Origin of the sequence: Bacillus sp. JJ783 (assembly GCF_036963225.1) — a bacterium.
Classification (GTDB): domain Bacteria; phylum Bacillota; class Bacilli; order Bacillales; family Bacillaceae_G; genus Bacillus_A; species Bacillus_A cereus_U.
The window spans coordinates 26024-40763 of record NZ_JBALMG010000043.1 but is presented as its reverse complement, the minus strand read 5'-3'; the positions used below and the strand labels follow the sequence as shown (position 1 = coordinate 40763).

Genomic DNA, 14740 nt, shown 5'->3' with positions numbered 1-14740 from the left:
GAAGGCGCGAAGCCACCGATCATTCTAGCCGTACCACCTAAAAGCTTCAGCTTCATCACTCAAACATAAAATCCCCCGCTTAAAGCGGGGGATTTTTTCACTGTAATTCTTCCTTCTTCTCCTCTAATGCAGGTAATTTCTCTTTTTTAGATTTACCCAGCTTTATTACAAAGAAATATAAGGAAAGTAACGTAATAAGGAAAACAATTAAAAATGGATACGGTGAATAAAATGCACGCGCCGCCTCCGATTTTCCTGCAACAAATTTTAATGATTCGATATCTAAAAACTCAGCAAACATTTGTACACCGAGCATACTAAACCAAAAAACAAAAAAACTAATAACAATACCAAAAACTTGCTTTAATCTCGTCATTTGTACCACCCTTTCTATATTTGTGGAGTATTGCATTCAAATGCACAGAAAGGAATTAACTCACCATTCACGAATCAATTTAACCCAACCTAAAACCGCAATTTGCAAAATAATGCCCCAAAAGATAAGCCTACGTAACCACCTTGGAAAAAAAGTTATAAATACGACATACCATTCCAGCAACCTATTCATGTTCTCCACCTTCATATAAAATTATATAGGAAAAAGGAGATACAATCCAAACCCAACAAGAATAATACCACCTACTATTTCACCGTATGTGCCAAGCATATTTTTGGCATGGCTACCAAGCAATAAACCCATCCAAGCTAATAACATACTTATTAGTCCGAACAGTAATATCGTAATAATTGTCTCTGCTCCGTAAATTCCAAGACTAAGCCCTACTGAAAAACTATCTATACTAACACCAAATGCAAATACAAATAAACTAATTCCAATTGGAGCAGTTCTAGTCTCTTCCCCTTCTAAAATAGACGAATATACGATATAAAACCCTAGTCCAATTAATAAAATAGCTCCTGCAAAATTCGCGAAATCCCCATACCTCTCTGATAGAAAACGTCCTAGTACCATTCCGATAAATGGCATAATAATATGAAATATCCCAATCGTCATACCGATATAAAGGATTTGTCTTAACTTTAATGTTACCATCCCCATACCGAGGCTCACTGAAAATGCATCCATCCCCAGGGCGAATGCCATAATTATTAAAGGTATTAATTGTTCAAGTGTCATTCATATCCCCCCTCGGACGTGCTACTTCACAATATGCTTATCCAAGGAGAAATATTCTGTTTGCTAAAGGTACGTTATCATTCAATAATAATCTGATGTCCCGCAGCTTTTGTTAAACGATTCATAATTGCATTTCCTATGCCTTCATTCGGGAATGATTCACTAAAAATAACATCTACTTCACTTGCATCAAACGTTCTAAGCACATCATATAACTTAGTCGCAACGCTGGCTAAATCGCTTCGCACACCACAAGACAATACAACATCTGCACTATACACATGCTGATACTCTTCTGTCGTTAATACACCTACTTTAAACCCTTCTTTCTTCTTCTCATCCACAATACGTTGAATAAACTCACGGGACCCTTCAACAATACTAAGTGGCGCTTTCGGTGCATAATGTGTATATTTCATTCCAGGTGATTTCGGTTTTTCTTTCTCATCCTTTAAAGCTGGATCTAAAGAAACATTTCCTATCACTGCTTCTAGTTGCTCCTTCGTAATCCCACCTGGACGTAAAATCGTCGGAACCTCGCTCGTACAATCAATTACAGTTGATTCAACGCCTACTCCTGTTGCCCCGCCATCAACAATACCAGCAATTTTCCCGTTTAAATCTTCATACACATGAGAAGCTAACGTTGGACTTGGGCGTCCTGAACGATTCGCACTCGGTGCCGCAACAGGCACGTTTGCCTCTTCAATAAGAGCGAGCGCTACTGGATGATCCGGCATCCTCACTCCGACTGTATTAAGTCCGGCCGTAACCCTCTCTGAAATCCCTTTTTTTCTAGGTAAAATGATTGTTAATGGTCCTGGCCAAAAATGCTCCATTAACTTTTCTGCAACCGGCGGAATTTCTCTTACGATACCATCTAACTGAGATTTTGTTCCTATGTGGACAATCAGTGGATTATCGCTCGGTCTCCCTTTCGCTTCAAAAATTTTCGCTATCGCTTCATCATCCATTGCGTTTGCTCCTAACCCATATACCGTTTCCGTTGGGAAGGCCACCGCTTCATTTTCTCTTAATAATCTCGCTGCTTCTTTTAATTGTGGATAATATTTTTTTCTTTCCACATCATTATCCACAACCCACATATTTGTATGCATTTTTTCCCACGTCCTTTTCTACCATGAAATACTTGTCTATTTTTAGTTTACTATGAGATTTATCCAAAAGACAAACAAGGTTTATCCACAAAATGTGGATAAACCTTGTTAATCCGTGGATAACTTTGTGAATAGCTGACAATTTAGTATTATTGCATTTAGCTCTTTTATATTTTTACAAAAGTGTTCTAACTGTCGAATTCCCTCTGGAACTTTCTCTTCCTCTATAATGACAAAGTTAAAAAACTGAAAGATTGTCACAGATTGTGGATGGTTTGTGAGTAAGTACAATTGTCGAATATCTTTTTCTTTCATATACTGCAAAAACATTTCAAAAAAATATAAGAAAGTCTGTTTATCCACATTAGGTGTGAATAAACAAGAACGAATAAGTGCATTTTCTCCACTTTGTTCATATCCAATTACCGCTCGTATTTCTCCCGCCTCTTCCAAGATCATAAATTGTGCGTACAACTCATTTATTTTATCATCTTTTTTATTAGCTTGTCCGAAAAAAGAATGCAATCTTTCTACATCTGCTTTTGTAGCAAAATACACGTTCTTCATAGTAAATCCCTCCTCATTGATATATATGAGGAAGGATTTATTAATAGTACTATTTAGAGAATAAAGCTGTAAAAGCTTCGACGATAAATAATTTAACCTCTGGTTTTTCTTCTTCCTCATCTACTGTTACATACTCATTTTGCTTTTCTTGTTTTTGCTCCACAGGTTTCTCCGCTTTTTCCACAGCTTTTGTTTCTACTTTTTTTACAGGCTGTTCTTCTAATTGCGTTTCGTGTTTTACTACTTTCTTTTCCTGGGCTGTTACTTTTTCAGCTTTTTCCGGCTTTACTACTTTCGTTTCTTTCACCTTATCCTCTTTCTTCTCCGGTACATCCACTACTTCCTCATCTGGTTGTCTCACCTGCTCCTCTTCAGGAGATTCAGCTTTCACAACATGTTCTTCTTTCCTTACAGCTGTACCACTTGAAAAATCTAAGAAACACATCGGTGGAAATAATACACACCACCAGTTTGCACCTTCACCTTTTCCAATTGTAATAAGTACCGCTTCATATTCTCCTGCCGGATAAATAAAATTCCCATATACCTTTGTAGGAAACTTCACATTCTTACCGAATTTCACTTGAAACGCCTCTTTACTTCCTTCTCTTTTCAGCGTATTCTCCACTGTCTTTTCAATTTCAGGAATATGATTTTGAATTACTTTTCGAGCTTCTTCAAATGACGTTAAATCCGCTACCCATCCATCAATTTGCGCTTTCACTTCATCACGTACTTTACGTTTTAATGCCTGATCTTTATCGGAATCACTATTAGCTAAAATACGTAATCGAACGGCCTCTTTCGGAATAACAGTAGGCCCTTTTGCATCAGCTTTCATATATCCAAACTGCACAAGTAACTGTGCACCAATTAATAATAAAAGAAAATAAGCAATAACTTGTTTTTTCATTTCCTCCACCGCCCCCTCTAGAAACAGTGTGGACAAAGTTACTTCTTTCTAAACTATTAAATTAAAAATCTATATAAAAAACCGATAGAAAAGCATTTTTTCATTGGCGAGAGGGACTGGCTATGTATAGGAGCGGTCAGGGCCTTTTCCTGCCACGCGCAAAGTTTTAAAACAAAGACAGGTAACAAAGTGTATGTCCATTTTTATCTTTATGACAGCAATCTATAGGTAATAAGGTGCGTATTTTCACTGGAATAATACTCCTTACCAAAATTCTAAATGAAATGTATGGCTGAGTAGTTACGAATTTTTCATACAAAAAATAGAGTAAGGCTTATACCTTACTCCATCTCTGCAAATACCATGCGATCTTTTCCATTAATATCAAATACAACTTCAACTTGAGCGCGCGGGAAAGTTTGCTGTAATAATGCTTTCACATCTTCACCTTGCCCTACACCAATTTCAAACGCCACAATCGCCTTTTTCTGTAATACATTCGGCAATTCCTCCATAAAACGACGATAGAAATCTAGTCCATCTTCCCCACCAACAAGCGCACGCTTCGGCTCATGCTCCTTCACAACAGTAGAAAGACCACGCCAATCTTCCTCTGGTATGTACGGAGGATTGGAAACAACAACATCTAACTTCTGACCTGTTTCATAAAACGGAGACAGTAAATCGCCGTGATAGAAAGTTACATCCGCCCCTAAAGTTTTTGCATTTTCTTTTGCTACTTCAATCGACTCCTGCGCGATATCTACTGTATACACATGAAGATTTTTATTTTCTAAAGCGAGCGTAATAGAAATCGCTCCACTACCTGTTCCAATATCCGCTATGTGAAGCTCCTCATTACCGAAATGGCGCTCAATTCTCTCTAGCACCCCAACTATAAGTTCCTCTGTTTCCGGTCTTGGTATCAATACCTCTTCATTTACAAAGAATGAGCGGCCATAAAACATTTCATAACCGAGCATATATTGGATCGGAGTACCTTCTACGTGCTTGTGGATAAATTGTGCAAAACTTTTCTCTTGTTCCGCAGTTATTTCTTCACGCATATTCATGAGCATTCCGGTTCTGTTCGTCTTTAATACATGACAAAGGACAATTTCTCCCGCATTTTCATCTCGTCCATTTTCCTGTAAAAAAGAAGAAGCCCATTTCAGGGCTTCATAGACACGCATTACTCAGCTGCCTCCATCTTTTGAGCCTGATCTTCCATCACTAAGGCATTGATGAAATCATCTAACTTACCTTGTAGGATTTGATCTAGCTTTTGAATCGTTAAACCGATTCGATGGTCTGTAACACGGTTTTGCGGGAAGTTATACGTACGAATACGCTCTGAACGATCTCCCGTACCAACAGCTTGTTTACGGTTTTGATCATACTCAGCTTGCGCTTCTTGTCTAAACTTATCATAAACACGTGCGCGTAATACTTTCATCGCTTTTTCTTTATTCTTAATTTGTGATTTCTCATCCTGACAAGATACAACTACACCAGTCGGTAAATGTGTTAAACGTACCGCTGACATCGTTGTATTAACGCTTTGTCCACCAGGACCACTAGAAGCAAACGTATCAACACGAACATCTTTTTCATGAATATTAATTTCTACTTCTTCTGCCTCTGGTAATACAGCTACAGTTGCTGTAGATGTATGAATACGTCCACCAGATTCCGTTTCAGGAACACGTTGTACACGGTGAGCACCATTCTCGAATTTCAGCTTCGCGAAAGCACCTTTACCGTTAATCATAAAGATAATCTCTTTATATCCACCTAACTCTGTATAGCTCGCTTCGATAATTTCAGTTTTCCAACCTTGCACCTCAGCATAACGGCTATACATACGATATAAATCACCAGCAAATAAAGCTGCCTCGTCACCGCCAGCAGCACCACGAACCTCAACAATAACGTTTTTATCATCATTAGGGTCTTTTGGAACAAGTAAAATTTTCAGACGTTCTGATAATGTTTTCTCTTGTCCTTCTAATTCAGAAACCTCTTCTTTTACCATGTCACGCATATCAGCGTCTAACTTATCTTCTAACATTGCTTTTGCATCTCGTAATTGCTCACGAACATCTTTATACTCACGGTACACCTCTACCGTGTCCTGAATATCAGATTGCTCTTTTGAATACTCACGAAGCTTATTTGTATCACTAATAACCTCTGGGTCACTTAACAACTCATTCAACTTCTCATAACGATCTTCTACAGCTTGCAAACGATCTAACACACCATTCACCTCTACATCCTAGTATCTAATACAAATAGTATATGGTACTTAATCAAAAAAACGCAAATTATATTTAAAAGCGGAGGTGGCTTGCTCAGAATCGCAGGACACTTTAAGCTCTCGGCCTTGAAGCGCTTTTTGCTTCGAGTGAGAGAGCGAAATGACCGGAGATTCTGACAGAGAGGCGCTCTTTGCCTCGCAGCAAGAAGCGAAACCACCGACCATTCTAGCCGCTGGAGCTAGATAATATTTAAAAGCACAAGCGGCTCGCTCAGCTCTGACTGCCTAAAGTTCTTAGCTGTGCGAAGAGCTGGCCACCAATCTTCATCTATTTTCGAAAAAAACCCGCTCTACATAGCGAGTTTCGTTTATCTTTGTTTTGTAGGTACTGCATGACAATGACGACAACGTGGTTCATACGATTCTGAAGCCCCAACTAAAATAATTGGATCATCAAATGCCGCTGGTTCTCCATCGATTAAACGTTGCGTACGACTTGCAGGAGATCCACATGCAGAACAAACTGCCTGCAATTTAGTTACATGTTCAGCAATCGCCATCAGCTGAGGAACTTGTCCAAATGGTAGACCACGGAAATCTTGGTCTAATCCAGCTACAATGACACGATAGCCTCGATTTGCCAATACTTGCACCACTTCCACAATGTCCCCATCAAAAAATTGTACCTCATCGATTGCAATAACATCCATTTCTTCTGTTACATGGTTAAATATATCTTTTGAAACTGAAACAGGAACTGCTTTAACCTTTAATCCATTATGTGATACAACATCTTCTTCACTATAACGATTATCAATACATGGTTTAAATACAATCGCATGTTGTTTCGCAAATTGCGTACGGCGTATACGGCGGATGAGCTCTTCTGATTTTCCAGAAAACATACTCCCGCAAATCACTTCAATCCAACCATTTTGATTCATTAAGTACATTGAGCTCTCCTTTCATCTACTTTCCTAATCCAAAGTAGGGTAAAGGTTTAATATTTTCGCAAAAAAAACAGACAAGCGAATACATACACTTGCCTGTTTTATGTTCTTTATTACTTAATACCGTATTTCTTATTGAAGCGGTCAACACGTCCGTCTGCAGTAGCAAACTTCTGACGTCCAGTGTAGAATGGGTGAGAATCAGAACTGATCTCAATTTTTAGTAATGGATAAGTGTTACCATCTTCCCACTCAACAGTTTCGCTAGAGCCTTTTGTAGACCCGCTTAAGAATTTGAAGCCAGTGTTCGTGTCCATAAATACAACTTTATTGTAATTTGGATGGATTCCTGCTTTCATTCTTTTCATCTCCTTCCGCCCTGAATCATTTTCGAAACAGAGTTTTTCATCTTCAGCTGCTTACACAACTATATTGATGAAACACATATGATGAAATTATAACAAGGCTAACTCCATTTTGCAACTACCTGTTTTTGTCTTTTTAAAATTAAAAGTGGAGGCGGCTCGCTTAGCTCTGATTGGCTAAGGTTCTCTCGCACAAAAGGTGCTTTTTACCTTGAGTAGCGGAGGTTCTTAGACACGAAGAGCTAGTCGCTGGAACTGGATATCAATTAAAAGCGCAAGCGGCTCGCTCAGAATGAGAGGGGGATGGAGCTTCTGACGTAGAGGCGCTTTTTGCCTCGTAGGAAGACGCGAAGCCACCGACCATTCTAGCCGCTGGAGCTGGATATACCTGAAAGTGGAACCGATTGCTCAGGCCCGGTTACTAAGGTTCTTAGACGCAGAAGATGCTTTTTATCTTCTCGTGGGGAAGGTTCTTAGACGCAAGGGCCTAGGAGGTGGAACTAGATAACAACTTAAAGCTCAAGCGGCTCGTTCAGAATCCAGGACACTTCAAGCTCTCGACCCAAATATGATTTTCATCTCAAAAAACAAATTTTTTCCATATATTACTCTCTCTAATATTCCCTTAAAAACATAAAAAACTCGCTTACTACGAAATAAGCGAGTCCCAATCTTTTCCCTTTACTTAGTGGTTACATACCTTTTTGAGTCTGCAACAATATTTTGTAAAAATTCTTCATTTGTCTTTGTTTGACGAAGTTTACGTAAGAAGCCTTCAACAAAGTCTGGTGTATCACGCATTGTTTTACGAATACCCCATAGCTTGTCTAAATGTTCTTTCGGAATTAATAGGTCTTCTTTACGCGTACCAGAGCGACGAATATCAATCGCTGGGAAGATACGGCGCTCAGCTAGTGAGCGATCTAAGTGAAGTTCCATATTTCCAGTTCCTTTAAACTCCTCGTAAATTACATCATCCATACGAGACCCTGTATCAACAAGCGCTGTTGCTAAAATCGTTAAGCTACCGCCCTCTTCGATATTACGCGCAGCCCCGAAGAATCGCTTCGGTCTATGAAACGCAGCTGGATCAATACCACCTGATAAGGTTCTACCACTTGGTGGAATAACAAGGTTGTAAGCACGCGCTAAACGGGTAATACTATCCATTAAAATGACAACGTCCCTTTTATGTTCTACAAGACGCATTGCACGCTCTAATACAAGCTCAGCTACTTTAATATGATTCTCTGGCACTTCATCAAAAGTAGAACTTACAACATCACCTTTAACAGAACGTTCAATATCTGTTACTTCCTCTGGACGCTCATCAATTAAAAGTACAATTAATTCTGCTTCCGGATGATTTGTTGTGACACTGTGTGCAATTTCTTTTAACAGACTTGTTTTACCAGCCTTTGGAGGCGCAACAATTAAACCACGTTGTCCAAATCCAACTGGTGCGATTAAATCCATGATGCGTGTCGGTAACTTTTTCGTTTCCGTCTCCAATTTCATTTGGCGATCTGGGTATAACGGTGTTAATGCAGGGAAATGTACACGCTCTTTTGCTGAGTCTGGATCATCTCCATTTACAGCTTCAACTTGTAGCAATCCAAAATAGCGCTCATTTTCTTTCGGAGGTCGTACTTTACCAGAAACCTTATCTCCATTACGTAAATCGAAACGACGAATTTGCGAAGCCGAGATATAAATATCTTCTGAGCTTGGAGAATAATTGATAGGACGTAAGAATCCAAATCCTTCTGATTGAATAATTTCTAATACGCCTTCCATGAAAAAGAAACCTTCTTTTTCTGCTCGAGCTTTTAAGATAGAGAAGATTAGCTCTTTTTTCGTTAACTTGCTGTAATACGAAATCTTAAATTCCTTCGCAAGCTCGTATAACTCTTTTAATTTCATGTTTTCTAATGCTGCAATTGACAAATTCATTCAGACACCACACTTTAACGTTTTTCTCTTTTCACATGGGTAAAGGGGAAAAATACGGAAGGCAAATAAATAATAATGAAAGGCAATAAGTTCAAGTAGGGTAATATTCACTATTGTAACCCTTTTATCTAGTTTTAATCAATACGTTGAAACACAAATACAAGAAGCGAAGACAAGAAAATTTATCTTCGCTTTTCATATTTCTTTCTTTTTTCTACTCGCCTGATTTTAAGGCAGAATAGATAAGGCATTTTTTCTTTTATTTAATCCAGTTCCAGCAGCTAGAATCTCCGGTCATTTCGCTCTCTCGCTCGAAGCAAAAAGCGCTTCAAGGTCGAGAACTCCAATGCCCTGCGATTCTGAACGAGCTGCTTGCACTTTTTACTTAATCCAGTTCCAGCGGCTAGAATGGTCGGTGGCTTCACTTCTTCCTACGAGGCAAAAAGCGCCTCTACGTCTGAAGCTCCATCCCCCTCCCATTCTGAACGAGCCGCTTGCACTTTTTATTTAATAACCAAATTCGGTTTTTTATTTAAGCTATGGCGGCCGTCTACGAAGCGTACTGTGCCTGATTTCGCACGCATAACAAGGGATTGTGTTGTCCCAACGCTACCTTTAAATTGAACGCCTCGTAATAGTTCTCCGTCTGTTACACCTGTTGCTGCAAAGATTGCATCGTCACCTTTTACTAAGTCTTCCATACGAAGGATACGATTGATATCTTCAATGCCCATTTTTTTACAACGTGCTAATTCAGCTTCGTTTTGAGGTAAGAGCTTCCCGTGAATTTCTCCACCTAAGCATTTTAATGCGACCGCAGCTAATACACCTTCAGGTGCTCCACCAGAACCGAATAGAATATCTACACCAGTACGGTCAAATGCTGTATTGATTGCTCCAGCTACATCTCCATCGTTAATTAATTTAATACGAGCACCAGCTTTACGAATTTCTTCGATAATTGCTTGATGACGTGGACGGTTTAAAACTGTCGCTACAACATCTTCGATATCTTTATTTTTCGCTTTCGCAACTGCACGTAAGTTGTCGATAATAGGTGCGTCAATATCAACTGCACCAACCGCTTCTGGACCAACCGCTATTTTATCCATGTACATGTCAGGAGCATGTAACAAGTTGCCGTGATCTGCAATTGCAATAACAGCAAGCGCATTCCAGCCGCCAGCCGCTACGATATTTGTCCCTTCTAAAGGATCAACTGCAACGTCTACGCGTGGTCCATATCCTGTACCCAATTTCTCTCCGATATATAGCATTGGCGCTTCATCCATTTCACCTTCGCCAATTACAACTGTACCCTTCATCGGAATTGTATCAAATACATCACGCATAGCTGATGTTGCTGCACCATCTGCCTCATCTTTTTTTCCGAGCCCCATCCAACGCGCTGATGATAATGCTGCAGCCTCTGTTACACGTACTAACTCCATAGATAAACTTCTTTCCACAATAATCCCTCTCCTTCAAGTCTTTATATTTCTGCCGTATTTTGTGAACCGTGTTTTTCTATAAGGTGCACTTCCGTTAGTAGTGATTCTTCGCTCCCCATTAACGGAAGTATCACCACCTTATCCCGATTGGTGAGGGCTAATAATCGGCATGGGATATCCCATACTGATTAAAGTTTCACTTTATGCATTCTTCATTTCTTCAATTTCTTGCTTTGTCATTTGTTCTCGCCAAATGTTTGCACCAAGCCCTTTAAGCTTGTCTACTATATTTTCGTAACCTCGATCAATATGATCAAGTCCCGTTACTTCTGTAATGCCATCTGCCATTAAACCCGCAATAACAAGGGACGCACCAGCTCGTAAGTCACTCGCTTTCACCTTCGCACCTTGCAATAAAACAGGTCCAGTCACAATCGCTGAACGGCCTTCTACTTTAATCTGTGCGTTCATACGGCGCAATTCATCAATATGTTTGAAACGTGCGCTGTAAATTGTATCAGTTACAACTCCTGTTCCATGCGCTTTTGTTAAAAGCGTTGTAAACGGCTGTTGTAAATCTGTCGGAAACCCTGGATATACAAGCGTTTTTACATCAACTACTTTTAACTTTCTATTGCCGTTCACTGTAATTTGGTCATCGTTCGTTTCAACTTGAACACCAGCTTCTCTTAGCTTCGCAGTAACGGATTCTAAATGCTGAGGAATAACATTATCAACTGTTACTTCTCCTCCTGACGCTGCTCCTAAAATCATATACGTACCAGCTTCAATACGATCTGGAATGATAGTGTGGTGACAACCATGTAAAGAATCCACACCATCAATTCGGATTACGTCTGTACCAGCACCTTTAATACGTGCTCCCATACTCGTTAACAATGTGGCTACATCAATAATCTCTGGTTCTTTCGCTGCATTTTCAATAACAGTTCTACCTTTCGCTCGTACAGCCGCTAGCATAATATTAATCGTAGCTCCTACACTAACAACATCTAAATAAATACGCGCTCCCCGTAGTTCATCTGCTCTTAAATAAATGGCACCTTGTTCATTTGTAACATGTGCCCCTAACGCTTCAAACCCTTTAATATGCTGATCAATCGGTCGTGGCCCTAAATGACATCCACCTGGAAGCCCAATAACAGCTTTTTTAAAACGGCCAAGCATTGCACCCATTAAATAATAAGAGGCGCGCAATTTTTTCACTTTTCCATTTGGTAAAGGCATCGCAACCATGTTAGAAGGATCGACTACCATCTCTTCTTCCTGCCCATAAGTTACTTTCCCTCCAATTTCCTCTAGTAAGTCTCCTAACATTTTCACGTCCGAAATATTAGGAACGCCACCGATAGTTACTGGAGTATCTGCTAAAATTGTCGCTGGAATTAGTGCAACCGCACTGTTCTTTGCACCACTCACGCGAATTGTTCCATTTAAAGCTCTTCCGCCTTCAATTAGCAACTTTTCCATATTGAGCTCCCTTCTTGTGAATGTATTTATCTTCTACTTCTTTATAAGAAGTAGAAGATTCCCCCTTAAGAATCTCAATCACTCTTTCCATCCAAACTCAATAAGTAGAAAACCATCACCTGTAGCTCCCCTGCTGTACAAATAGATGAAGATTAACTATTCATCGAATCAAATTCCTCAATTCAGATACTTACCACATTTATTAATAGGACTATGCACATTATTTTCTATATTTGCAAACTAAAAATTCACTTTATAAAATCTTTAGACTTGTTCACGCTTTCATTATACAACGAAAGGAAACCGTCTAAAAGACTAGACGGTTTCCAAAACGGAATTTTATTCTTACGCTTTACCGTTAGAACCGAACTCACGCATTTTACCAGCAACAGTTGCTTTAATAGCGTCGCGGCCAGGTCCAATATATTTACGAGGATCGTAAACTTCTTGGTCTTTGCTTAATGCTTCACGAACAGCTTTTGTAAACTCAATTTGGTTCTCAGTGTTTACGTTAATTTTTGAAGTACCTAAAGAAATAGCTTTTACGATATCAGCAGTTGGGATACCAGTACCACCGTGTAATACTAAAGGTACGCCAGTGAAGTCACGAACTTGTTCCATTTCAGCGAATCCTAAGTTAGGCTCACCTTTGTAAGGACCGTGTACAGAACCTAAAGCTGGAGCTAGGCAATCGATACCTGTTGCTTCAACAAGGTGCTTACACTCTGCTGGATCAGCATAAATTACGCCTTCAGCGATGATGTCGTCTTCTTGTCCGCCAACTGTTCCAAGCTCAGCTTCAACAGATACGTTACGAGCGTGTGCGTATTCTACCACTTTTTTAGTAGTTTCAACGTTTTCTTCGAATGGGTGGTGAGAAGCGTCGATCATTACAGATGTGAAACCTGCATCGATTGCTTCTTTACATTTTTCGAAGCTTGAACCATGGTCAAGGTGAATCGCTACAGGAACAGAAATGTTCATTTCTTCGATTAAAGCTTTAACCATAGCTACAACTGTTTTGAAACCAGTCATATGACGAGCTGCACCCTCAGATACACCTAGGATTACAGGAGATTTTTCTTCTTCCGCAGCAGCTAAGATAGCTTGAGTCCACTCTAAGTTGTTCATGTTGAATTGACCAACTGCGTATTTTCCTTCTAGTGCTGTGTTTAGCATTTCTTTCATAGAAACTAAAGGCATGGTGAATCCTCCTAAAAAACGTTTTTTGTATCCGATAAATTCTTATCGCTGGTAGTATGACCAGAATAAGGTAAAATATGTATATTTACATACCGGACTTCTTTCTACACTCAATAGGATAACAACTTGTACTCAAAAACTCAACTGTATTCACCTGCTCAATAGCCCATGTAAACGCTTTTTTCCATATTTTTTATAAAAAATTCATTTTTTACGCCTCTACAGCAAGCTGATCTCTCACTGCTTGACGAATCTCATCAATATCAAACGGTTTAGCAAAGTGCATTAAAGCTCCTAAATCTTTCGCTTCTTGAATCATATCCAATTCTCCATAAGCAGTCATTAAAATCACTTTAATACTCTCATCAATTTCTTTTACATGTTTTAAAATCTCTATACCATCCATACCTGGGATTTTCATATCTAACACTACTAAATCTGGATTATCTTTTTTCACGATATCTAAAGCTTGAAATCCATTCGCTGCTTGGAACGTCTGATAACCTTCTTTTTGGAACACTTCATGCAATAAAACACGAATGCCATATTGATCATCAACGATTAAAATTTTCCCTTCCATAACTCCCAACCTTTCTGTGTAAGTACAAGATTTAAAGCTTCTTATATCTTATCGGTTTATTTTCGCTACTCTTTGCCAAATCCCTTCCTATTCTTTCTTATTTTACCGTTTCCTATTTTGTTATGCCACCCTACTATTTCCCCTTTCCAAAAAAAATAAGCTATAATGAGAACCAGCTAACACGAAAGAAAGGAGCAACAACATGTTAAAAATTTTTTCGACTCAATTAAGTGGATATTTCTCTAAAATTTCTCAAAAAGAGGAAATGAATATAGAAGATAGCGCTCGTCTACTTGCCCAGGCATTAGTTGGCGACGGCTTCATTTACTTGCATGGTACAAACGAAATGGAGGGTATTGTTTCAGAAGCATTATTTGGCGCCGAACCAATGAAACAAGCAAAATGTTTAATAGAAAACGGTGAACTGGCGGCAGTGACTTCTGCGGACCGCGTACTTCTTATTAGTCGTTTTTCGACAGATGAAGAAATTATAAAAACCGCGAAAAAACTTCATGAAGAAGGCCAATCTATCGTTGGAATCTCGGCTATTCAAGAAGGTGCTGAATCACTGGAACAATATACAGATGTACATATTGATACAAAGCTGTTAAAAGGTCTTATTCCAGATGATGAAGGTAACCGCTACGGGTTCCCAAGTTTAATTATAGCCTTATTTGCTTATCACGGATTGAAATTTACAATTGATGAAATGTTAAACGAATATTAAAAAAAGCGCCCTATTTCAGGCGCT

Annotated in this window: 16 protein-coding genes; 1 reads left to right on the top strand and 15 read right to left on the bottom strand. The window is 39.2% G+C overall.

Annotated features, from left to right (window positions below; all coding sequences use genetic code 11):
• Positions 1-97: 97 nt before the first annotated feature.
• The 15 genes from V7038_RS09925 to spo0F form a co-directional block, all read right to left on the bottom strand.
• Positions 98-376 carry a DUF3935 domain-containing protein gene (locus V7038_RS09925; protein WP_002113054.1) on the bottom strand — a complete coding sequence of 93 codons (279 nt, stop codon included), beginning with the start codon at positions 374-376 and terminating at the stop codon, positions 98-100.
• Between the two features lie 60 nt (positions 377-436).
• Positions 437-568 carry a hypothetical protein gene (locus V7038_RS09920; protein ID WP_002113055.1) on the bottom strand — a complete coding sequence of 44 codons (132 nt, stop codon included), beginning with the start codon at positions 566-568 and terminating at the stop codon, positions 437-439.
• A gap of 21 nt (positions 569-589) precedes the next feature.
• Complete coding sequence (locus tag V7038_RS09915) at positions 590-1138, bottom strand: manganese efflux pump MntP (protein WP_002113056.1); 549 nt, start codon at positions 1136-1138, stop codon at positions 590-592.
• A gap of 77 nt (positions 1139-1215) precedes the next feature.
• Positions 1216-2256 (bottom strand): L-threonylcarbamoyladenylate synthase, encoded by a 1041-nt coding sequence (locus V7038_RS09910; protein ID WP_335470006.1) that lies wholly within the window; start codon positions 2254-2256, stop codon positions 1216-1218.
• A gap of 108 nt (positions 2257-2364) precedes the next feature.
• A complete protein-coding gene (locus V7038_RS09905) occupies positions 2365-2823 on the bottom strand; it encodes a hypothetical protein (protein ID WP_002113057.1) in 459 nt (152 codons plus the stop codon).
• A 49-nt stretch (positions 2824-2872) separates the two neighbouring features.
• Complete coding sequence (gene spoIIR / locus V7038_RS09900; RefSeq protein ID WP_335470002.1) at positions 2873-3736, bottom strand: stage II sporulation protein R; 864 nt, start codon at positions 3734-3736, stop codon at positions 2873-2875.
• 341 nt (positions 3737-4077) lie between these two features.
• Positions 4078-4929, bottom strand: coding sequence for a peptide chain release factor N(5)-glutamine methyltransferase (gene prmC, locus V7038_RS09895; RefSeq protein ID WP_002159772.1), 852 nt, complete (start codon positions 4927-4929; stop codon positions 4078-4080).
• A complete protein-coding gene (prfA, locus tag V7038_RS09890; protein ID WP_002113060.1) occupies positions 4929-5996 on the bottom strand; it encodes a peptide chain release factor 1 in 1068 nt (355 codons plus the stop codon). The genes prmC and prfA overlap by 1 nt, the downstream gene beginning before the upstream one ends.
• Before the next feature lie 368 nt (positions 5997-6364).
• The gene (locus V7038_RS09885) at positions 6365-6949 is read right to left on the bottom strand and encodes a thymidine kinase (RefSeq protein WP_002113061.1); all 585 of its coding nucleotides are present in this window, start codon (positions 6947-6949) and stop codon (positions 6365-6367) included.
• A 110-nt stretch (positions 6950-7059) separates the two neighbouring features.
• On the bottom strand, positions 7060-7305 hold the full coding sequence (locus tag V7038_RS09880) for a type B 50S ribosomal protein L31 (protein ID WP_000643447.1): 246 nt from the start codon (positions 7303-7305) through the stop codon (positions 7060-7062).
• A gap of 687 nt (positions 7306-7992) precedes the next feature.
• Entirely contained in the window at positions 7993-9264 is a 1272-nt protein-coding gene (gene rho, locus V7038_RS09875) for a transcription termination factor Rho (protein ID WP_002016308.1), read from the bottom strand.
• 503 nt (positions 9265-9767) lie between these two features.
• Positions 9768-10733 carry a class II fructose-bisphosphatase gene (glpX, locus tag V7038_RS09870; protein WP_002113062.1) on the bottom strand — a complete coding sequence of 322 codons (966 nt, stop codon included), beginning with the start codon at positions 10731-10733 and terminating at the stop codon, positions 9768-9770.
• 183 nt (positions 10734-10916) lie between these two features.
• Positions 10917-12206 (bottom strand): UDP-N-acetylglucosamine 1-carboxyvinyltransferase, encoded by a 1290-nt coding sequence (gene murA, locus V7038_RS09865; protein WP_002198761.1) that lies wholly within the window; start codon positions 12204-12206, stop codon positions 10917-10919.
• Between the two features lie 345 nt (positions 12207-12551).
• On the bottom strand, positions 12552-13409 hold the full coding sequence (locus tag V7038_RS09860) for a class II fructose-bisphosphate aldolase (RefSeq protein WP_002113064.1): 858 nt from the start codon (positions 13407-13409) through the stop codon (positions 12552-12554).
• Between the two features lie 211 nt (positions 13410-13620).
• Positions 13621-13989, bottom strand: a complete 369-nt coding sequence (gene spo0F, locus V7038_RS09855) for a sporulation initiation phosphotransferase Spo0F (RefSeq protein ID WP_000398592.1) — start codon at positions 13987-13989, stop codon at positions 13621-13623.
• A 202-nt stretch (positions 13990-14191) separates the two neighbouring features.
• Between spo0F and V7038_RS09850 the strand changes: the two genes are divergently transcribed.
• Positions 14192-14716 (top strand): DUF2529 domain-containing protein, encoded by a 525-nt coding sequence (locus V7038_RS09850; protein ID WP_002113066.1) that lies wholly within the window; start codon positions 14192-14194, stop codon positions 14714-14716.
• Positions 14717-14740: the final 24 nt, after the last annotated feature.